General features: G+C 46.4%; 18 protein-coding genes. 9 read left to right on the forward strand and 9 right to left on the reverse strand.

What is annotated here, in order from left to right:
- The first annotated feature begins 109 nt into the window (after positions 1 to 109).
- The 4 genes from H8S52_RS07425 (at position 110) to H8S52_RS07440 (ending at position 6,986) form a co-directional block, all read left to right on the forward strand.
- Positions 110 to 670, forward strand: coding sequence for an RNA polymerase sigma-70 factor (locus H8S52_RS07425; RefSeq protein WP_016660821.1), 561 nt, complete (start codon positions 110 to 112; stop codon positions 668 to 670).
- A gap of 121 nt (positions 671 to 791) precedes the next feature.
- Complete coding sequence (locus H8S52_RS07430; protein ID WP_186909561.1) at positions 792 to 1,724, forward strand: FecR family protein; 933 nt, start codon at positions 792 to 794, stop codon at positions 1,722 to 1,724.
- Between the two features lie 185 nt (positions 1,725 to 1,909).
- On the forward strand, positions 1,910 to 5,347 hold the full coding sequence (locus H8S52_RS07435) for a TonB-dependent receptor (protein ID WP_118939996.1): 3,438 nt from the start codon (positions 1,910 to 1,912) through the stop codon (positions 5,345 to 5,347).
- A gap of 13 nt (positions 5,348 to 5,360) precedes the next feature.
- The gene (locus H8S52_RS07440) at positions 5,361 to 6,986 is read left to right on the forward strand and encodes a SusD/RagB family nutrient-binding outer membrane lipoprotein (protein ID WP_118939995.1); all 1,626 of its coding nucleotides are present in this window, start codon (positions 5,361 to 5,363) and stop codon (positions 6,984 to 6,986) included.
- Between the two features lie 411 nt (positions 6,987 to 7,397).
- Here H8S52_RS07440 and buk read toward each other — a convergent pair whose 3' ends face one another.
- Positions 7,398 to 8,459 carry a butyrate kinase gene (gene buk, locus H8S52_RS07445; RefSeq protein ID WP_117984887.1) on the reverse strand — a complete coding sequence of 354 codons (1,062 nt, stop codon included), beginning with the start codon at positions 8,457 to 8,459 and terminating at the stop codon, positions 7,398 to 7,400.
- Between the two features lie 15 nt (positions 8,460 to 8,474).
- Positions 8,475 to 9,431 (reverse strand): phosphate acyltransferase, encoded by a 957-nt coding sequence (locus H8S52_RS07450; protein WP_005655313.1) that lies wholly within the window; start codon positions 9,429 to 9,431, stop codon positions 8,475 to 8,477.
- A gap of 355 nt (positions 9,432 to 9,786) precedes the next feature.
- Here H8S52_RS07450 and H8S52_RS07455 point away from each other — a divergent pair, with 355 nt between their 5' ends.
- From H8S52_RS07455 to H8S52_RS07465, 3 genes are read left to right on the forward strand one after another with little or no spacing between them, the layout of a single operon-like run.
- A complete protein-coding gene (locus H8S52_RS07455; protein WP_186909551.1) occupies positions 9,787 to 10,725 on the forward strand; it encodes an LD-carboxypeptidase in 939 nt (312 codons plus the stop codon).
- Entirely contained in the window at positions 10,722 to 11,720 is a 999-nt protein-coding gene (locus H8S52_RS07460; protein ID WP_186909552.1) for a M28 family peptidase, read from the forward strand. The genes H8S52_RS07455 and H8S52_RS07460 overlap by 4 nt, the downstream gene beginning before the upstream one ends.
- A gap of 20 nt (positions 11,721 to 11,740) precedes the next feature.
- Positions 11,741 to 12,169, forward strand: a complete 429-nt coding sequence (locus tag H8S52_RS07465) for a SufE family protein (protein WP_117907546.1) — start codon at positions 11,741 to 11,743, stop codon at positions 12,167 to 12,169.
- A 108-nt stretch (positions 12,170 to 12,277) separates the two neighbouring features.
- Here H8S52_RS07465 and H8S52_RS07470 read toward each other — a convergent pair whose 3' ends face one another.
- The 6 genes from H8S52_RS07470 to H8S52_RS07495 form a co-directional block, all read right to left on the reverse strand.
- Entirely contained in the window at positions 12,278 to 12,490 is a 213-nt protein-coding gene (locus H8S52_RS07470; protein WP_005655323.1) for a helix-turn-helix transcriptional regulator, read from the reverse strand.
- Positions 12,491 to 12,511: 21 nt separating this feature from the next.
- Positions 12,512 to 13,180, reverse strand: coding sequence for a DUF2975 domain-containing protein (locus H8S52_RS07475; protein ID WP_186909553.1), 669 nt, complete (start codon positions 13,178 to 13,180; stop codon positions 12,512 to 12,514).
- Entirely contained in the window at positions 13,177 to 13,962 is a 786-nt protein-coding gene (locus H8S52_RS07480; RefSeq protein ID WP_186909554.1) for a CPBP family intramembrane glutamic endopeptidase, read from the reverse strand. The genes H8S52_RS07475 and H8S52_RS07480 overlap by 4 nt, the downstream gene beginning before the upstream one ends.
- Before the next feature lie 352 nt (positions 13,963 to 14,314).
- Positions 14,315 to 15,235: a bifunctional riboflavin kinase/FAD synthetase gene (locus tag H8S52_RS07485; RefSeq protein ID WP_186909562.1), complete on the reverse strand. Its 921-nt coding sequence runs from the start codon at positions 15,233 to 15,235 to the stop codon at positions 14,315 to 14,317.
- A gap of 21 nt (positions 15,236 to 15,256) precedes the next feature.
- Positions 15,257 to 15,874 carry an HAD family phosphatase gene (locus H8S52_RS07490; protein WP_186909555.1) on the reverse strand — a complete coding sequence of 206 codons (618 nt, stop codon included), beginning with the start codon at positions 15,872 to 15,874 and terminating at the stop codon, positions 15,257 to 15,259.
- 4 nt (positions 15,875 to 15,878) lie between these two features.
- On the reverse strand, positions 15,879 to 18,563 hold the full coding sequence (locus H8S52_RS07495; RefSeq protein ID WP_186909556.1) for a calcium-translocating P-type ATPase, PMCA-type: 2,685 nt from the start codon (positions 18,561 to 18,563) through the stop codon (positions 15,879 to 15,881).
- Positions 18,564 to 18,805: 242 nt separating this feature from the next.
- Here H8S52_RS07495 and rd point away from each other — a divergent pair, with 242 nt between their 5' ends.
- Positions 18,806 to 18,967, forward strand: coding sequence for a rubredoxin (gene rd, locus H8S52_RS07500; RefSeq protein ID WP_005655332.1), 162 nt, complete (start codon positions 18,806 to 18,808; stop codon positions 18,965 to 18,967).
- On the opposite strand, the gene H8S52_RS07505 is transcribed toward rd, so the two are convergent.
- Positions 18,964 to 20,661 carry a Na/Pi cotransporter family protein gene (locus H8S52_RS07505; protein ID WP_005655333.1) on the reverse strand — a complete coding sequence of 566 codons (1,698 nt, stop codon included), beginning with the start codon at positions 20,659 to 20,661 and terminating at the stop codon, positions 18,964 to 18,966. The genes rd and H8S52_RS07505 overlap by 4 nt on opposite strands.
- A gap of 83 nt (positions 20,662 to 20,744) precedes the next feature.
- On the opposite strand from H8S52_RS07505, the gene H8S52_RS07510 reads away from it, so the two are divergent.
- Positions 20,745 to 22,418, forward strand: coding sequence for a nucleoside kinase (locus H8S52_RS07510; RefSeq protein ID WP_005655334.1), 1,674 nt, complete (start codon positions 20,745 to 20,747; stop codon positions 22,416 to 22,418).
- Positions 22,419 to 22,583 lie beyond the last annotated feature (165 nt).

Here is a 22,583-nt window from a genome sequence, read left to right on the forward strand (position 1 = left end):
CCCCACCCATGGAAATCAAAAAAACAACAGGTATTGTTTGCATATTACGAAAAGATTATGTTGCTTTGTGATACGAAACCTTAAATCATACGAAAAAACTCCAATTTGAATGTCCGACTCCATTAAATTACATACGATGGACCTTTTCTCGCGTTTTTTCCAGGAGAACCAAGAAAAGTTCCTGACTTTTGCTTATTCCTACCTCAGAGATAAAGCGGAAGCGGAAGACGTATTAATGGAATCCATGATTGCCCTATGGGAAAACCGGAATCGTTGGGAAGAAGGAAGCAATCTGCATGCCTTACTGTTGACCATAATCAAAAACAAGTCACTCAATCTGTTAGAGCACAAAAAAATACGCCTGCAAGCAGAAGAGAATATAAACAGCCATAACCAACGGGAGCTCAACTTGCGTATATCCACCTTAAAAGCCTGCGAACCCGAGCAGATATTCGACAACGAAATACAGCACATCGTTCACAAGGCCTTAGAGCAAATGCCGCAACAAAGCCGGACTATTTTCATGCTGAGCCGTTACCAGAATCTCCCCAACAAACAAATTGCAGAACAATTGCATATTTCACTGAAAACCGTAGAAGCGCATATCACCAAAGCCCTCCGCATACTGCGATTGGAGTTGAAAGATTACCTGGCTTCCATACTCCTCTGAGCAATAAAAGTATTTTTCCAGAAAAAAGTTTCCTTTTTTGATAGGGTTGTCCACACTTTGCCGGTTATATATACAGAAAGGCGATAAAGTCCCTCTCTTTAACCAAGCAACTCTATTTATGATGAATCAGGAATTACTATACAAATATTTTAAAGGAACGGCATCCATTGAAGAAGAGAAACAGATTCTGGACTGGGTCGAAGCTTCTGAAGAAAACCGGGAAGCCTACCTGAAAGAACGTATGCTGTTCGACGTATCCCTGTTTTCCACAAAACAAGACAATAAGAAGAAAACAATACGATTCATGCCGACGCTCCGCTGGGCGGCGCGTATTGCAGCGGCAGTCATCATTGCCGTATCCGGTTACTACATGACCACAAATTATATATATAATAAGGATGCACAGCCTCAAACCATTACTGTCCCTGCCGGACAACGTGCCCAAATAACGCTTGCCGACGGTACACGCGTATGGCTCAATGCTCAATCCACGCTTACGTATGCTTCCGACTTCGGTCGCAATGACCGTAACGTCGAGTTAGACGGTGAAGCATATTTTGAAGTTGCCAAAAACAAAAAATTACCGTTCTATGTACATACGGAAATGCACAAGGTAAGAGTAGTCGGAACCAGCTTTAACGTCTGCGCATACAAAGGCAGCAAAGAGTTTGAAACAACATTGGTGGAGGGTATCGTAGACATCTACCCAAGCTGTAACGACCAAGTGATTACCCGCCTTCAAAAGGATGAGTTTTTTGCCAATTATGACGGACGCTGCAAGAAAACCATCCTCCCCTCGTACGAATATCTCCGCTGGAAAGAGGGATTATACTGTTTTGATGATGTACCCTTCAGCGGCATCCTGGACAAACTCGAAAAATACTACAACGTAAAGATAACCGTCACCAGCCTCAGACTGCTGACCCACGAAGGCCTGACCGGCAAATTCAGAGAGCAGGATGGCATAGAACACATCTTGAGAGCCATCTCCAAAGAGCACCCGTTCAAGTTCCGCATCAATGAAAACAAAGATTCGATAATCATATATGAATAAATAAAACCTTTAAATTTAGTACTAACCCCTTAAAATCGAACAGCATGAAACCATAAAGCAACAGTCCTAAGAATTACTTCCCTTTTTTGATAAAAAAAGATCGGAAAGTACCCCCATACTTTCCGATCCGAAACAGTCAAAAATCGACCTTAATCAATTTATTAACTTAACACAGTGACAAAGATATGAGAAAAATTTCTTTGAATGGACTTTTTTGTCCAAAAAGTTTTGAAATTAAGCAATTATTGCGTACTATGAAGATCACACTATTCCTTCTTCTGTTTGTAACATTCCAAGCATATTGCGGGAATAGCTACTCTCAGAACGCCAAAGTAAGTATCCCCGATTCTCAGCTGAGAGTAGGGCAAATACTTTCCCAAATTGAATCCCAGACAGACTATCTGTTTGTATACAACAAAAAGAGTGTCGACGTACGGCGCACTGTTAATGTAGATGCAAAAAACAAAGCCGTAGCCGAACTTTTGGACGAGATATTTGCCGGAACAAACATCAGATATGTAATGGAAGGAAAAAATATAGTCCTGACCAAAAGAGGTGAAAGCATCGAAAACGTAGCCGGAACACAACAGGAAAGAGTCACCGTAAAGGGTGTCGTTACCGATTCCAAGGGCGAACCGATTATCGGTGCAAATGTGTTGGAAAAGGGTACGACCAACGGTATCATCACCAACCTGGACGGAGAGTTCACCCTCAACGCACCTGCCAATGCCACTTTAGTCATTTCCTACATAGGCTATGAACCTATAAACGTTACGCTCAACGGCCGTACATCGCTCAAAATCCAAATGAAAGAAGAAGCGCTGGCATTGGAAACCGTTGTCGTAACAGCTATGGGCATCAAGAAAAAAGAGGCCTCTCTCACCTACTCTACCCAACAGGTGGGCGGCGATGAACTGACCCGCGCCAAAGACCCTAATATGATTAACGCCCTTGCCGGTAAGACAGCAGGCGTATCCATCACCCGTAACTCCTCCGGTCTGGGCGGCTCAGCCAAAGTATCCATCCGCGGTATCCGTTCCGCCAATGCCGATGGAAACAACCAACCGTTATATGTTATCGACGGTGTGCCTATGCTGAACAACGTAGCCGAGCAGGCATTCTCCGCCATGGGCGGTAACAACGATGCCGGCAACCGTGACTCGGGCGACGGTATCTCCAACTTGAATCCGGACGACATTGAAAGCATGAGCATACTGAAAGGTGCTTCCGCAGCAGCTCTCTATGGCTCACAAGCCGCCAACGGCGTAATCCTGATTACCACCAAGAAGGGTAAAGCCGGTATGCAACGTATCGTATTCAACTCCAACCTGACCATAGACCATGCCATTTGCCTGCCCGAATTCCAAGACAAATACGGTGCAAGCGGAGCTACAAGCTGGGGTACGGTTCCGGAAAATGCAAACTCCACACCCATCAAAGCTTACGACAACGTGGGCGACTATTTCAGCAACGGAGTTACTGCAACCAATTCACTATCCATCATGGCGGGTAAAGAGAAAATGCAGACCTACTTCTCTTATGCCAACACCACCGCCAAAGGTATTGTCGATGTGAACAAGCTGCAAAAGCATAATATCACTTTCCGTGAAACAGCCTCTTTGTTCAACGACCGCCTCACATTGGATGCCAATGTAAACCTGATGACCCAGAAAATCAAGAATCGCCCTACCTCCGGCGGCTACTACATGAACCCGCTGGTAGGTTTGTATACCTTCCCGCGCGGTGAAGACCTCAGTGTCTATCGCGATAACAACGGATTCGAAAAATACGATGAAAACAGATCCATGCCATTGCAGAACTGGTATACGGACATCAGCGGTTTCAGTCAGAACCCCTATTGGCTGACGAACAGAGTTACCAGTAACGACAAGCGTTTCCGTACCTTAGCTTCCTTAAGCGCCAACTTGAAGATAAACGACTGGTTCAGCGTTCAGGCACGCGGTAATGTAGACTATATCAATGACAATTACGAGCAGAAAATGTATGCCGGAACAACGGCCGATGTAGCCCACCAGAACGGCCGCTATATCAAAATGAACCGTCAGGACTTCATGGTTTACGGTGATTTTATGGCCATGTTCAACAAAACATGGAACGACTGGAGCCTGAATGCCGCCATAGGCAGCAGTATCAATACCACCAAAGTCAACTCCTTAAGTCTCGACTCCGGTAAATCCGGCTTGTACAAGGCTAATGTGTTCACAGTTCCCAACATGAACCTCAGCGGTGCAGGTACTTCATACATTGATGAAACAGCCAACCAAAGACGTACTATCCAGTCTGCATTCGCAACCGCACAGCTCGGTTGGAAAGAGAGTATCTATCTGGATGTAACCGCACGTAACGACTGGTCTTCCACACTTGCCAACACCAAAAGCGAGAACTCCGGCTTTTTCTATCCGTCGGTAGGTCTCTCATGGATTCTCAACAAAACTCTCAACCTGCCCGAATGGATAAGCTTCGGCAAGGTTCGCGCTTCCTGGGCACAAGTCGGCAACGACCTTCCCATCGGCATCACCAGTCCGGCACAGACCATCACGGCAGGCGGCGTAGTGAAACCCATCGACTACTACTTTGCAGAAGATTTGAAACCGGAAATCAGCAACTCCATCGAAGTAGGTACTGAGTGGAAGTTCTTCAACAGCCGTCTGGATTTCGACTTCACATTCTACCGCACGGATACCAAAAACCAACTGATCCGCGTAAACACCACCGCCGAACAACGTCCTTACCGTTGGATAAATGCAGGTAAGATACGCAATACGGGTGTTGAAATCACCTTAGGCGCTACGCCGCTGATGAACGATAATTTCCGCTGGAAAACCCAGTTCAACTTTGCTACCAACAAGAACAAGATTGTATCCTTGGGCGGCACACCCAACTTCCAATACGCTTCGGGCAATGTAAGCATGCCCTATAAAATGATGGTTGTAGAAGGCGGTTCGCTGGGCGACATCTACGGCAACGTATTTGTACGCGATGCAAACGGTAAAATCCTGCTGGAACCGGCAACAGACAAAGACGGTAACCCCAACGCAAAAGCCGGCCTGCCTCAGGTTACAACCGACAAAGCCGCCAAGATAGGCAACTTCAATCCCGACTGGACACTGGGCTGGAGCAATACCGTGACATACAAAGGTTTCTCGCTTTACTTCCTGATTGACGCACGCGTAGGCGGCGACGTAATTTCGCTGACACAAGCCGGACTGGACTATGCCGGTGTGAGCAAGGCAACCGGTGATGCCCGCAACGCAGGCTACTATATGCTGGAAGGACAAAAGATTAATGATGTACAGAAATTCTATCAAATGGTAGGCGACCGCGGCAACGGGACCACGGAATTCTACCGCTATGACGGAACAAACATCCGCTTGCGCGAAGTATCCTTGGGTTACTCCTTCCCGCAGCAAATGCTTGAAAAGACCGGATTCATCAAAGGAATAGACTTGTCGCTGGTGGCACGCAACCTGTTCTTCATCTACAAAGATGCACCGTTCGATCCGGATGCCACAATGTCGGTAGGCAATGACAACCAAGGTTTGGACACCTTCGGTATGCCTTCAACAAGAAACATAGGATTCAACATTAAATTTACTTTCTAAATACCCGAACGATATGAATAAGATAAAATATACAACCGCATTGCTCCTCGGCGGTCTCCTGAGTTTTTCATCCTGTACCGACAACTTTGCCGACTTCAACAGTACCGACGGAGCTTATACAGAAGAATTACAGAAATACGATAACCAGACCAACCTCGTACCTTTCGCCACCATTCAAAAGGGTATCATCTACCAGACCGGAGTGGACGGTACGGACTGGCAATACCAGGTCATACAAAACTTAGTGGCGGACATGTTCTGCGGATACTTCCACGACATGAACGGTTCGTTCAATGCCAACAACTCCACCTATAATCTGAACAACGGCTGGACAAGCGCCATGTGGATATACACCTACGGATACGTCATGCCTTCCATCGCCGATGCGGAAGCGCTGAATACAGAAAAGGAATGGCCTCTTTACCATGCCATTACCAAGATTCTGAAAGTAGCTACCCTTCATCGTGTGAGCGACTATTACGGCCCTATCCTTTACGACGGATTCGGAACAGCCGACCAGAAACCGCAGTCACAGGAAGAAGTCTACAAGCGTTTCTTTGAAGACCTGGAAACAGCCGTGAACATACTGAAAGATTATAAAGGCGGCGTATCCTTTGAAAGCGCCGACTTCATGATGCCGGAAGGCAAACGCACTCCCGCACAATGGCTGAAATTCGCCAACTCTCTCCGCTTGCGTCTGGCCATGCGTGTATCTAACGTAGCTCCCGAACTTGCCGAAAAACAAGCCAAAGCAGCTTTGGATGCTGCCAACGGCGGTGTACTGGAAACAGCCAACGAAACGGTAGGCGAATACGGCATCCGCAACCCGCTGGGTGGTGTTGCCAGCTGGAGCGAAGTGTATATGAACGCAAGCTTGGAGTCTTTCCTGAAAGGCTACAACGATCCTCGCCTTAAATCCTACTTCAACCCGGCACAAGACGGCAGAGACAAAGACGGCAACATTAATAGAGAAGTTGCCGGAGTAAAACAACTGAGCAGCATTGAAGATGAATACAAAGGTGTCCGTCAAGGCACAGGCGTAGCCGACAACCGCTACTCCACACACTCGCAGACTACCATTACGACCGCCAGTAAAATCATTGTCATGAGTGCGGCCGAGGTATGGTTCCTGCGCGCAGAAGCAGCCTTACGATATAACACCGGCGATGATGTGGAAAACTGTTATAAACAAGGTGTCACCGTATCCTTTGCACAATGGGATGCCAATGGCGTCAGCGATTATCTGGAAAGTGACAATATCCCGGCTGCCTACGTAGATGTATTCGATGCTAAATTCAATGCGGATGCACCTTCGACAATCACTCCGAAATGGGACAATACAGCCGATAAGGAAGAAAAACTGGAGAGAATCATCACCCAGAAATGGCTGGCCCTCTATCCGGAAGGTTGTGAAGCATGGGCGGAACAACGCCGTACCGGTTATCCGCGGCTCATCAAGGTTGCGGTGAACAACAGCGGCAATACCATCAGTACCGACGATATGATTCGCCGTGTATTCTTCAACCAAGATTACAAGACGGATAATAAAGCATTGTATGACGCCTTAGTCAGCAAGCTGGGCGGTGCAGACAACGGCGGTACACGTCTTTGGTGGGATACCGGACGGAATAACTTCTAAAAGAGACAAAGGCATATTTTTTAATTAGTGATGTTTTCTCCGTATTAGTTATTACGGGAAAAAGATTGCAAGGAGCAAAGTCGGGGGGCTTTGCTCCTTCTTTTCATATATAAGAGACCGAAGCGGTTCCTCTTTTTTATAAAGCATAAACAGATTATCTTATAGTAGTGCCCGGACAGCTGCAAGGAGTTGTCTGCCTAAAGACCGGGAGTTATTCGGATAAGTCCGCAGGTTTTGGGGTGTACCAGCGGCTGGTACGGCGTGTACCAATAAGTGGTACGGCAGCTACCAAAGGTTGGTACTCCATGTACCTTAGGTTGGTACGGCAAGTACCACTGCTTGGTACAAGACATACCAAAGGACAGTACAAACCTGGTACATATATCTTATTGATTATAAGCGCTATGATACTTATTTATATTCCCGTATCGGAAGCTCCCCCCTCAATGCTCCAAGCGCATTCAGCGCCAATGCTTCCATTTCATCCTCGCCCGGATAAACATGAACCTGTGCAAGGAACGAAATGCGCTCCTTCAGACGGGAAATGATATAATCGGAATGTGCCATGCCGCCCGTCAGCAGAATGGCATCTATCTTACCGTACAACACAACGGAAGCCGCACCGATGCTTTTGGCTATCTGGTAAATCATGGCATCCAATACCAATCCGGCATGCTTGTCCCCTTCCTCTATCCGGCGGACAATGGCAGGCACATCGGTCGTGCCCAAATGGGCTGTCAGCCCGGCACGGCCGGAGATACGCTTTTTAAGTTCGTCTTTTGTGTAGCGACCGGAACAGCAAAGGTCTATCAACTGCCCGGCAGGAAGCGTACCGGCACGTTCCGGCGAGAACGGGCCTTCACCGTCGAGCGCATTATTTACGTCGACAGCCTTGCCATGATGATGGACGCCGACGGAGATGCCGCCACCCAAGTGGCAGACAATCAAATCCAGCTCTTCGTAGCGCGTATGATGCTCGGCGGCATAGCGACGGGCAATGGCGCGCTGGTTCAGCGCATGCCAGATAGTGATGCGGGGCATAAGGGGAGAACCGGTGATGCGGGCTATCTCATCCAGCTCGTCCACAACACCGGGATCGGCAATGAATGCACGGCAGCCCGGAAGCAACGCGGCCAGTTCGGAAGCTATGAGGCATCCCAAATTGCAGGCATGGGTGCGCATGGCATGAAGAATATCGTCCAGCATGGCGTCATTCACCTCATATACGCCGCCCGGTATGGGCTTCAGCAGTCCGCCGCGCCCCACTATGGCGTCAAACTCAAAAGGTATATTATTAGCTTCCAATTCTTTCTGTACCAGATTCTTGCGGAATTCAAACTGGTCGATGATATGAGAAAAGGAAGACAGTTCGTCTACCGTGTGACGGATGCTTCGTACCAAGCGGGGTACTTCGTTCTCGTATACGGCAATTTTTGTCGAAGTGGAACCGGGGTTGATGACGAGTAGCTTCATCGATGTATTTATTATTTACGATTTACAATTTGATAGTTGCGAAATATCATTCGCAGTTTCCGAGCCGCAACTGGTGAGGCATGCCATAGCAATGCTGTAATACTTGGACAAGCCGGAATCGCTGCGCGAAGGTAGCACAACAGGGCATATAGGTCCTTGAAGCAACCCCGCCATATCGGCATGAGAGAAAAGGGAGACAGCCTTATAGAAAGCATTGCCCGATTCGATATTCGGGAAAATCAAGACATCGGCCTCGCCGTTGATGGGAGATACAATGCCTTTGATGTCGCCGCTCGTCTTTTCACAGGAAGTCTTTACATCCAACGGGCCGTCGATGATGACATTTCCAAACTCGCCTGCCTCGGCAAGTTCCACAATATTGACATAATCCAACGAATGGGGGAACTTGGCGCTCACCTTTTCCGTACAATGGATAAGTGCGATACGCGGCTGTTCGATACCAAAATGGCGGCAGGTATGGATGGCATACCAAATCATCTCTATGCGCTGCTGCAAGGTGGGCCGGGGGATGACTGCGGCATCCGAAAAGAACAGCAGTTTATCATAGGTGGGAATCTGCATGACAGCCAGATGTGTCAGAATCTTTCCTTTGGGCAGCAGTCCCTTTTCCTTGTCGAGAATGGCATGAAGCAGATTATCCGTATTGATAATACCCTTCATCAGAATATCCGCACCGCCCTCACGCACGATGCGCACCGCTTCGCGCGCCGCTTCATCCTTATCTTCAATATGCAACGTCTGCACATATTCGGGATATTTCTTTAAAGTAGGATATTTCTCCAAGATGGCCGAATCGCCGATCATCAGAAATTCGGCAATGCCTTCGTCCAAAGCACGGGCTATGGCATATTCAGTATTGGGGTCATTGGCACAGACTACGGCAATGCGTTTCCTTTTATTTAAGGTCTTGAGATGAGAAGTTAATTGATCAAAGTTCCGAATAGGTTCCATAACGTTAGATTTTTAGCAAATATCTAAAAAAATGTCGAGAAAAAGAACGGTATACTTCATTTTATTTCTATGTTTTATATCATTTTGACAGGTTCAATACGGAGAGCACAGAGTTTCACGGAGTTTTCAGGACAAAAAACATATTTCTTTATCACATTTTTCAGACAGAAGAACAAAAGAACATATTCCGCTTTGTCTTTTTGTTCTTTTGATAAAAAAACATGCCATGTCGCAAGACTGAACAAGCCGTGATTTGCCGCAATACCCCTTAAAGAAATAAAAAAAACTCCGTGAAACACTGTGCCCTCTGTGGTGAATTATGTACTTTTGTCACAAATACAGAGAGATATACAATATGAACAGCCTTATTTTTCCGCCATACGTGCACGAGGGCGACCGGGCGATAATCCTCTCCCCCTCCAGCAAGATTGACAAGTCCTTCCTGAAAGGAGCCAAAAAACGGCTGAAGTCATGGGGACTGGAGGTGATCATCGCCAAACATGCAGGCAGTGCGCACGGCACTTACGCCGGAAGCATACAGCAGCGGTTGAAAGACCTGCAGGAAGCCATGGACGATGAGAAAGCCAAAGTTATCCTTTGCAGCCGCGGCGGATACGGTGCTGTGCATCTGGTGGGGCAGCTCGACTTCACCCGGTTTCGCCAGCATCCCAAATGGCTTATCGGCTTCAGCGACATCACCGCCCTGCACAACGTGTTTCAGCAAAACGGCTTCGCTTCGCTGCACGCTCCCATGGCACGGCATCTCACCGTGGAGCCGGAAGATGATCTTTGCTGCCAGGCATTGAAAGACATCCTGTTCGGCAATAAACTGCAGGAAGAAACCTCGTTCAGCTATACCTGCCCGGCACACAAGCTCAACCGCAAAGGCGAGGGAACGGGTATCCTTCGGGGCGGAAACCTGGCGGTGCTTTACGGGCTGCGCGGCACGCCTTATGACATTCCGGCAGAAGGTACGGTGCTCTTCATCGAAGACATAGGCGAGCGTCCCCATGCCGTGGAGCGTATGATGTACAATCTGAAACTGGGCGGCGTACTCGAAAAGCTATCCGGACTGATTATCGGGCAGTTTACCGAATACGAAGAGAACATGTCGTTAGGCAAAGAGCTGTACGGCGCATTGGCCGATTTGGTAAAAGAATACGATTATCCTATATGCTTCGGATTTCCGGTGGGACACGTTACGATGAACGTACCGATGATTAACGGTGCGGAGGTTACGCTGGAAGTTGGGAAAAAAGAAGTGAAACTAACATTTAACACCCACAAAGAATGAAACGGAATTATACAATTATCCCACTGTCACTGCTGTTGCTCATAGCGATGGTAGCGTGCAGCAATAAAAGCAAAGGCAATACCGACAGTGAGGGAAAACAACCTAAGAGCACGGTCAGCGTACCCCAATTCGATGCAGACAGCGCTTATCGGTATGTCAAGGAGCAAGTAGACTTCGGTCCCCGCGTACCCAATACTGCGGCACACAAAGCCTGTGGAGAATATCTTGCAAAGAAGCTGGAACAATTCGGCGCCACTGTATACAACCAGCAAGTGGATTTAACCGCCTATGACGGCACCCTCCTAAAAGCCCGCAACATCATCGGCAGCTACAAGCCCGAAACGAAGAAACGCATCGTGCTGCTCTCGCATTGGGACAGCCGTCCATGGGCAGATGCCGACTCTGACGAGAAAAACCGTCACACACCCATTCTCGGCGCCAACGACGGTGCGAGCGGGGTAGGCGTATTGCTCGAAATAGCCCGCCAACTGGACAAACAGCAACCCGAACTGGGCATCGACATCGTACTGGTAGATGCCGAAGATTACGGCCCTCACCAATCCTATACAGGCAACCATAAGGAAGAGTATTGGGCACTCGGTTCGCAGTACTGGGCACAGAATCCCCATGTGCAAGGATATAATGCGCGTTTCGGCATCCTTCTTGATATGGTAGGCGCCAAAGACGCCACTTTCTTCTACGAAGGATACTCCGAAGAGTTTGCCAAGGGCATCAACCGGAAAGTATGGAATGCGGCCAATAACCTGGGCTACGGACGTTATTTCGTAAAAGAAAAAGGGAATATCGTAACCGACGACCACCTTTTTGTGTTCCGGAACGCACGCATCCCTACCATCGACATCATTCAATACAGCGAGGAAACCGGATTCTACGAAAACTGGCATACCTTGAAAGATGATATGGACGGCATCGACCGCAACACTCTGAAGGCGGTAGGCCAGACGGTCATGGAAGTTATCTACAATGAAAAATAAATACCAAAGATAAAATTATTATGAGTATCAACGAAGTACAAGATGAAGTAATCGCCGAGTTCAATGATTTCGACGACTGGATGGACCGCTATCAGCTCCTCATCGATTTAGGAAATGAACAGGAACCGCTTGATGACAAATACAAAACAGAACAGAATCTGATTGAAGGCTGTCAAAGCCGTGTGTGGCTGCAGGCGGACGAGGAAAACGGCCGAATCGTTTTCCAAGCCGAAAGCGATGCTTTAATTGTAAAAGGCATTATCTCGCTGCTTATCAAAGTGCTGTCCGGACATACTCCGGACGAGATTCTGAATGCGGACCTTTACTTTATAGACAAGATAGGATTAAAGGAGCATCTTTCTCCTACACGCAGCAACGGATTGCTCTCGATGGTGAAACAGATGCGGATGTATGCGCTGGCATTCAAGGCAAAAAGCGCTAATAATTGAGCGGACTGTTGCTGTTTCGGACAGAAGAACAAAAGAACACATTATTATATAGAATAGTCATAAGAGTATGTGTTCTTTTGTTCTTCTGTCCATACATATACCATCGGTTTACTTTTCTTCTCCCTCCACATACTCCAGTATATCTCCCGGCTGGCAATCCAGTACCTTGCAAATAGCTTCCAGTGTGGAGAAACGGACAGCCTTTGCCTTACCGGTCTTCAGAATAGAAAGATTCGCCGGCGTAATGTCAATCTTCTCCGCCAGTTCTCCCAAAGATATTTTTCTTCGGGCCATCATAATGTCAAGGTTTACTATAATCATTTTCTTTTTCCCAATATTCGGTTAAATAGTCAAGTCCTGTTCTTCTTTCATCTTCAATCCTATTGCGAATACCTCGGCCACAATCAATGTAGAAATTCCTAATACCAAAGTGGTTGTATTCACCGTATCCGAAAGATGCAACTCGTAACCATGAACGGAAAAAACATTGCCTACACTCCTAAAAGTAAGATATGCCGGAAGAAGCGCCGTACAGAAACTGATAATCAATGCCGCCCCTAACAGGCGCAAGCGGTGGACGTTCTTCCAGTTGAAGATATCGGACTTGTTGATAGAAATCACCAAGCGGACAAACAGCACAATACTCCAGACACATATAACTATATGGAGAAAATTCAACAAAGTAAAAGCAGCCTGCTCCCAAGTTGTGGATTCCGTATCGACACTGACCATCATCGAGTTGAAAGAGACCGGTACATATTCACCGCTCCTTTCATTATAAATGGAATCTTGGAAAAGACCGTTATCGCCCAAACCGGAAAGGTGCTCCGGCAACAGGCTGATGTACTTCATGTTCATCAGTTTTTTTTGGCTTGCCTCGGAAGCATTACCGTCAATCCCGGCTTCCACACCGGCTTTTACCCCTACGATAAAATAGTAGCCGGTCTCAAAAACCGAATAGCTCAACACGAGCACTACAATCACACAAAGAATATTCAGTCGTCTTTTCATATTTTAAAAGTTGTATCAGTTGCCGGTAACCGATAAGAATTCATTACTTTACAAGAGACGGCAAACAACACTGCCGCTACTGCCAGACAGCTCCAATAGACCGGTTCTCCAAGCAAATCGGATGTATATTTCACATCGGGATAATGCAAACTGAGGAATACCGACAGGCTGTTGTTCAGAATATGTATTAAAATTCCAGGAACCAGACTGCCCGTTTTATAATAGAGCCAGGCAAACAAGCCCCCCGATAATACAGCACCTGCCACCTGTGCCGGGTTAATATGGAAAATTCCGAAAACAAGAGCGGAAAGGATAATAGCCTTCACCGGACTGTACCTTTGCAGCAATACTTTCGTAATCGCTCCCCGAAACAACATCTCTTCCAAGACAGGCCCTAACACCGAGATACAGATAATGCCCAACCAACCCGATTGCAACACATCGAATGTAGCTCCCATCCAATCTGGCAGGAAAGACAGTCTGGACATCACAAAGTCTATCAGGAAAATAGTAGAAAGGCCTATAATGATACTCCATCCCAAATAAGCAACCGACACCGGAGACCATATCCGCCCGTCATCTTTCAAATAGCCCTTCTTCCACAAATAGCCGCCCATACCGACAAATCCCAGCAACATACTCGGAGCCAAAGCTATAACGCTTGCAGCATCTATCGTACCACTGATTGCATACGAATAAAGCATGGCAAAAGGCATCACCAACAATGCAGCCAAAATCTGCATTACAAAATAAATCAAAACCAATTTTATCGCTGTTTTCATCGTTCTCTTCTTTTTTAAAAGCGTGTAAAGATACACATTTTCCTGCAAACCCGTCAAGCCGCCGCAGCAACTCCCATTAACAACATCATCACCATAGAAAGTGACAGTACCAGCAATGTAATACTCATAAAAGCTCTCTTCATAACCGTAGACTTTTTATAATCAGCACTTATTCTTATCTACCTATTCTGTTTCTCAATAAGAATTTATCGTTTTTCGATATGCAAATAAAAGAGCTTTTTCTGAAAAGACAAAGAGAAACAGCATATTTTTATCGAAAAACAATAAAAAAGATATGTTTTTCAATAAATATACAAGAAAGGGCTCAATAATGAAAACCTGAAAAGCAGTGTTATGAAAGGATGGCAGTGATTTCAGCCTCGTCCTTATGGAGCTGTGCTATCAGTTCGTCTATGGAATCGAACTTCAGTTCCGGACGAGTGCGACAAACGAAGGCCAATCGCATGGGTTGATTGTAAATATCAGCATCAAAATTAAAGATATGCACCTCAATGCTACGGTCTATGCCATTATTCAATGTCGGGCGGTAGCCGATACTCAACATCCCCGCATGCTTTTCCCCGCCAAGGAAAACATAAACGGCATACACCCCGTCAGCCGGAACCAGTTTTTCACAATCGCCGATGCGCAGATTAGCAGTTGGAAAACCTATCTTACGTCCAACGCGGTAACCGTTCACAACCGTACCGTCCAAAAAAAATTGATAGCCCAAGCAGTTTGCCGCCTCCGAAACATTTCCTTGCAGTAAAAGGCGGCGGATAGCTGAAGAACTGACCGTCATTGCATCGGTGTAATAAGCCTGTGCCAATAGCACTTCTATTCCCAACTCCTGTCCATAACGCACATAATCCTCAAATCCTTCGCTCCGATTATGCCCGAAACGGTGGTCGTAACCTATCACTAAAACCTGCACCCGGTAATCTTGCTTTAATATAGCCATAAATTGTTTGGCCGACAGGCACGCCAAATCAAGTGTAAAGTCGAGCATGATGCAATAATCTATCCCGGTACCGGCAAGCAGAGACACTTTCTCATCGCAAGTAGTAAGCAGCTCAGGGCGAAAATCGGGTTGCATCACTTTGCGGGGATGAACCGGAAAAGTAATTACCGATGAAGCAAGCCCACGTTCAGCCGCAACTTTACACACCTGTTCTATCAGGAACCGATGTCCCCGATGCACTCCGTCAAAAAAGCCGATAGTGGCTACATTAGGCAGGAGTTCATTACCAGATGTTCCGGTACATAGTTGCATACTCACCTCATGCGGTTTGGTTCATTTAAATAAATGGCTCCAGTCTTCACCGGCTTTCGGAACATAAGTGGAAATACCTAATGACCGGGCAGTCATACAATTGGCTTCCGAATCATCGATAAAGAAAGTTTCTTTCGGATCCAGCCCCGCATCATCCAGCACTTTGCGGAAGATTTCTTCATCGGGCTTCGCCATCTTCATTTCATAAGAAAGAAAAATATGTTCGAAATAATCTTCTACGCGGAATGTCTTATAGGGAAAAGCATGTTCGCAGGACCATTTCCAATGGATTTCGTTGGTATTGCTCAACAGATATACCACATAGTCCTTACGCAGGGCCAGCAATAAATCCAGTTTATAGGTCGGTATGCTCACCAAAAAGCTGTTCCATGCAGCATCAATCCGGGCATCGTCAATGTCTTTTCCTATCTTTTCCCGTATCACATTCCGAAAATCGGCACTGGAAATAAGGCCTCTCTCATATTGCTGGAAAAAATCCTGCTGGTGATATAGGTCGAGGGTGTGTTCTACATCCGGCAACCCCAATTCTCTAAAGTTCTCCAAACAACGTTGGCGGTCTAAATCAATCAGCACACCGCCAAAGTCTACTATAAGGTTTTTAATTCCTTTTCTTTTCATTATCTCATTTTTGCATTAGACGTCGGACAAGGCGAATACCTTCGCCCACCCATAATACCAAAGAAGTAGAAGCAATGATTATCATCCATGTCGTAAAATCAAGCGGCTCCGTACGGAATACAGCCCCACCGAACTGTACGATGACAAACTGACCGCCCAGAATGGCAAGTACCACCAACTCCATGCCGTAAGATTTGGATATTCCCTTAAAAGCGGAGTCCGATGTTCCAAACACTCTCGCATTGAACAGATTCCAGAATTGCAGCATAACGAAGAAAGTGAAGAAGATTGTAAGGCGTTGTACCGTCATACCGCCTTCTTCATTGTTAAACCGGAACAACATGCCCATAAGCAATGCCAGGAAAACCACTCCCATGCCAAGTATATAATTCCGCATGGATTTGGTTATAATGAAATCCGTACTTTTGCGGGGTTTCTCTTTCATGACACTCTCACTGGGCGGGATAGACGCCAAGGCCAAAGCGGCAAAGGTATCCATAATCAGGTTCACCCACAGCATCTGCGTTACGGTCAACGGCAATTCAGTACCCACCAATGAACCCAACAGCACAATGAACAGTGCCACGAAGTTAATCGTCAACTGGAATACGATGAAGCGCTGGATATTCTTATACAATGAACGCCCCCACATCACGGCCGTACCGATACTGTTGAAAGAGTCGTCCAACAGCGTGATGTCACTTGCTTCTTTCGCCACAGATGTTCCCGTTCCCATAGACAACCCCACCTGTGCATGGTTCAAGGCCGGAGCATCATTGGTTCCGTCACCCGTCACGGCTACCACCGCGCCTTTCTGTTGCAGTAGCTGAACAAGACGTTGCTTATCGGTAGGACGGGCACGCGACATAATCTTCAAGTCCAGCACCCGGTCGAGCGCCTCTTCGTCCGTCAGTTCGGCAAAGGCAGCACCCGTGATACGGTTACGTTCCGTATCTTCCGGTTTCCACAAACCTATCTGCCGCGCAATTTCGGTTGCCGTACCCGGCGTATCTCCCGTTACTATCTTTACGCCGATACCTGCCGACTGACATTTTGCAACTGCCGCAGGCACATCCGGACGTATAGGGTCACTGATGGCCACAACGCCGAGGAAAGACAAATCGTTTTCTGCAACCAATGCCACACAGTCGGCCGGTTCCGTATCGTCTACTACCTTATAGGCAAAACCAAGCGTACGCATCGCCATGTTCTGATAGTTCAGCAACTGAGTCTCTACCGTAGAACGATATTCTACCGCATCCACCCGCTTGCCATCCAGAAGCACATCCTTACATTTGCCCAATACAATTTCGGGAGCACCCTTTACATAAAGTATTTTCTTCCCAATCAGAGGAGAGTGTACCAATGTTGCCATAAACTTCCGTTCGGTAGAGAAAGTCAACTGGTCAAGCACCTTCACGCCCTCTCTCAACTCCAGATAATTACGCTGCTGGCTATTGAGCCACAACAATAAAGCTACCTCCGTAGGATTACCCACGCCTTTGGGCTTCTCTTCCGGAGTCGTTTCCTCCAGAAAAGCTGTAGAATTGGCACTGATACCTTCCATTACCAATTTACTCAAATCATCTTCTCCTATTTCCTTTCCGTCCTTCAATCCGTAGAAATTCGGTTCATACACCTGCATCAGGTTTTGTGTCAGCGTACCCGTCTTGTCCGTACAGATAACGGTAATTGCCCCCATTGTTTCGCAGGCGTGCATCTTCCGCACCAGATTATTGGTGGAAAGCATGCGGCGCATATTCAGTGCCAGACTGAGTGTCACACTCATGGGCAGGCCTTCGGGAACGGCAACGACAATCAAGGTTACTGCCATCATAAAGTACTGCAAAGTAGCTTTCAAAGCAGGCAGCCATTGTTCAAAAGTATGGAATGAGGCAAAATCATAAACCAGGACAACATCCTTTATAAAGAAGATAGCGAATGCAAGACCGGCTACCGAAAAGCCGATTTTCCCTATGAGGTTGGCAAGTTTTGTAAGCTGGATATTCAACGGAGTAGGCTCGGTCGTTTGCTCGGTACTCTGGCGGGCAACTTTTCCGATCTCCGTGGCGTCACCCACAAACTCTACACGCATAACTCCGTGTCCGTCGACCACTGTTGTACCGCGCATCACACGATTGGAAGCATAAGTGGCTTCTTCATCAAAATCCGCCTCTACAGTAGTTTTGGTCACAACAGGCTCACCCGTAAGATTAGATTCATTTATCTGTAAAGAAACGGCTTCCAGCAATTCACCGTCTGCGGGAATTTCCTCACCGGTTTCCAATATAACAATATCTCCTACCACCACATCCTTACGGGGAACCTCCTGTACGTGTCCGTTACGAATCACCTTTACCAAAGTTTCCTCGTTCACTGCATTCAGTAAATCAAACTTTTTATTGGCGTCGTATTCAAAAAAGAAACCAATGCCCGTAGCCAGTAAAATAGCAGCTATGATACCGATTGTTTCGGCATATTCGTTCTCCACTATGGAAATAATCAAAGAGAAGAAAGCGGCCACCAGCAATACTCTTACTACGGGGTCTTCAAACTTTTCCAGATAAAGTTTCCACAAAGACGGGCGCTTCGGAGGCGTCAACAGGTTTACACCATGCTCGGTACGGCTCTTCCGTACTTCATCGTCAGTAAGTCCGACGTGATACAAATCATCCTTTGTTGCAGTCATGCAATTCGTTAGGTTTAAATTGAATTGCAAAAATACAACAATAATTTGTATAGAGAATGTTATTAAATCTTTTTATAGGTTTTACAAATCCGGCCTTTTTCCTTTCTATGAACATCTGCCAGCCACTTCCATAGAAACTTACTTCAAGAGCCTACTAACAAAAACATCTTTTTCTGCCCGAACGGAAAACAAAAAGGGAAATCCAATTGTTCTTAAAGAAGAAATTTAAATACAAGACAATTATGGAAAAGTACATCTGCACTATTTGCGAATATGTTTATGACCCGGAATTAGGAGATCCGGAAAACGGAATAGAACCGGGAACATCCTTTGAGGACCTCCCTGCCGATTGGGTTTGCCCCCTGTGCGGAGTAGGCAAAGATGAATTTGAGAAAGCGTCCTAAGACGCTTTCTTTTCTTTTATATCGCTGCTGGCTTCTACTACATTGACAACGTAATCGCCCAACTTTTCACATTCGGCAATGATATCCATATAGTAGACTCCCATCTGGTAATCATATTCCTTGTTATTGACATCAAGGATATTCTGATTCTTCAACTGGTTGCGGTAATTGTTGATTTCATTCTCGATATTAAACGACTTGTTCACATCAATGCCTTGATGATCCGAACGTTCCACCACCACAATCATCTGCCCGAGAGCATCATCGGTCAGCTTCATCATGAAATGGATATGCTCATATTGCTTTTCTGTGAACTCCTGATTGGTCTGACGCTTGCGATTGATGGTACGTGCCAGATTATAACAACTGTCACCGATACTTTCTATCTCCGTCACTTCGCGCAGCATGGCCCGGATTTGCAGCTTACTTTCAGAACTTAACCGTCCTTCCGACACCTGATTCAGATAATTGGCAATCTCCAGTTCCATGCTGTCGCTGATATTTTCGTACTTTTCTATCCGACTGAACAGCTTATTGAAATCGTCATCTTTCTCGGTATGCAACAGGTCGCGTACCATACCGAACATACGATGCGTACGTTCGGCAAACAGATGAATCTCCTTGCTTGCCTGCAGAATGGAAAGCTCCGCCGTAGAAAGCATACCGCCCGTAATAAAGCGCAGACGGTATTCCTCGTCCTGTTCCTTCTGCGGAATAATAGCGCAGACCGTACGCTCTATAAACTTCACGAACCATATCAATATCAACACATTGCAGATATTGAAACAAGTATGGAAAGCCGACAGCTTAAAGGAAACGGCAACGGCAGGATCTTTGGTTCCCATTATATTTTCCACAAACCATGATACTCCCTGCGTAAAAGGAACAAACAGGCATAACACCCATATAACGCCGAACACATTGAATACCAGATGCGCCAATGCAGCCCTCCTGGCCTGCGTATTACCGGTAAGCGCCGCAAGATTGGCTGTTATGGTTGTTCCTATATTCTCACCCAGAACAAGTGCCGCTCCCAGTTCGAAGCTAATCCAACCATTCGCACACATGATAAGCGTAATCGCCATCGTTGCAGCAGAGGCCTGCACAATCATGGTCAGTACCGTTCCTATAAGCACAAAAAGCAGTACGGATATATACCCCATATCGGTATAGTCCTGCACAAAAGCCAGCATTTCCGGATTCTGGCTCAAATCGGGTGCATTGTTCTTCAAATAAGAAAGCCCCATAAACAGGAAAGAGAAACCGAAAATAAATTCACCGATGGATTTGCGATTACTTTTTTGAGAGAAGAGGAGAGGAATGCCAAAGGCTAAGAGAGGAAGGGCAAAAGCAGCTATGTCGACTTTAAAACCTAATGCTGAAATAATCCAGGCAGTAACAGTAGTACCGATATTGGCCCCCATAATAACACCTATAGATTGTGACAGGGTCAGCAACCCGGCGTTGACAAAACTCACTACCATAACCGTAGTTGCAGAAGAGGACTGGATAAGCGCTGTTATAAGCACACCTGTCAGAACGCCGGTCACCCGGTTGGTCGTCATAGCGGTTAAAATCTTCCGCAAGCGGTCGCCGGCGAATTTTTGAAGTCCCTCACTCATAATTTTCATTCCGTAGAGGAACAATGCCAATGAGCCAAGCAGCTTTAAAAAATCATAAAAAGAATATTCCATCTTTAATTAGTTAAAGTGTTTCATTGTACCATTTGTTATAATGTCCTATATTTAGCGTATTAATAATCTCAAAAAAAGACACCATGAAACATATGTTACAAATTTGTTGCAAAAATAATAATATTTATAAAGAATTCCCTATAGGGAGCTCACTTTTGGATATTTATTACGGTTTTAATCTTAATTTCCCCTATCAAGTGGTCAGCGCCAAAGTAAATAACCGTTCCGAAGGGCTGAATTTCCGGGTATATAATAATAAAGATGTGGAATTTCTGGATGTACGGGATTCCTCCGGCATGCGTACGTATGTCCGCTCACTTTGTTTTATCCTATATAAGGCTGTCAGCGAATTGTTCCCGGAAGGGAAGCTGTTTGTAGAGCATCCCGTATCCAAGGGCTATTTCTGCAATCTCCGCATCGGACGTCCTATTGAGCTGGAAGACGTGTCGGCAATCAAGAAGCGGATGCAGGAAATCATAGCCGAGGACATCCCTTTCCGCCGTACCGAATGCCATACCACCGAAGCCGTACGGGTATTCAGCGAACGGGGAATGAACGATAAGGTAAAGCTGTTGGAAACCTCCGGCTCTATATACACCTATTATTATACATTGGGAGATACGGTAGATTACTATTATGGTAATCTGTTGCCCAGCACAGGTTTTATCAAGCTGTTCGACATCGTAAAATATTATGACGGTCTGCTGCTGCGTATCCCCAACAAAGAAAACCCGACCGTACTGGAAGAAGTGGTAAAACAGGAAAAGATGCTTGATGTATTCAAGGAACATCTGCATTGGAACTACATCATGGGGCTAAGCAATGTAGGCGACTTCAATCTGGCATGTGAAGCCGGACATGCAACCGACCTCATTAACGTAGCAGAAGCCCTTCAGGAGAAAAAGATTGCTCAGATTGCCGATGAAATCTATCACCGGGGAGAGAACGGCGACCGCGTAAAGCTCGTATTGATCTCCGGCCCTTCTTCGTCCGGAAAAACAACTTTCAGCAAACGGCTTTCGGTGCAACTGATGACCAACGGCCTGCGCCCCTACCCCATTTCTCTGGACAATTATTTTGTAGACAGGGAAGACACCCCGCTGGACGAAAACGGCAATTATGACTACGAATCTCTCTACGCCCTCGACCTTGAGCTGTTCAACAATCAATTGCAAGCTTTGCTACGGGGAGAAGAAGTGGAACTTCCCCGATTCAACTTCACATTGGGCAAAAAAGAATACAAGGGAGACAAACTGCGCATTGACGAGCACACCATTCTTATATTGGAAGGAATCCATGCCCTGAATCCGGAGCTCACTCCGCAGATTCCTGCCGAAAACAAATACAAAATTTATGTATCTGCACTGACCACCATCTCACTGGACGATCACAACTGGATTCCTACTACGGACAACCGCCTGTTGCGCCGCATCATCCGCGACTTCAACTATCGGGGATATTCAGCACAAGAAACCATTTCGCGCTGGCCTAGCGTACGTGCCGGTGAAGACAAATGGATATTCCCCTACCAGGAAAATGCCGATGTCATGTTCAATTCCGCCCTCTTGTTTGAATTTGCCGTACTGCGTTGCCATGCAGAACCTATCCTTACCAGCGTACCGCGCAACTGTCCGGAATACGCCGAGGCCTACCGGCTTATGAAGTTCATCAAATACTTCACTCCGGTACAAGATAAGGAAATTCCGCCGACATCCCTACTCAGGGAGTTCTTAGGCGGCAGTAGTTTCAAATACTAACCCGACACCCAAACAATCTCTTTGTCCGGAACCGGCAAACAGCTTCGGTCCGGACAAAAATTCCTGCCATACCAAACATTCTGTTAATTCTGACAGGGAATTACAAACATCCGCATACAACAGACTAAGAAAACTTTAACTTTGTAGGCAAACAAAACAAATCCG

The sequence above is a fragment of the Bacteroides sp. NSJ-48 genome, from assembly GCF_014287405.1.
Classification (GTDB): domain Bacteria; phylum Bacteroidota; class Bacteroidia; order Bacteroidales; family Bacteroidaceae; genus Bacteroides; species Bacteroides stercoris.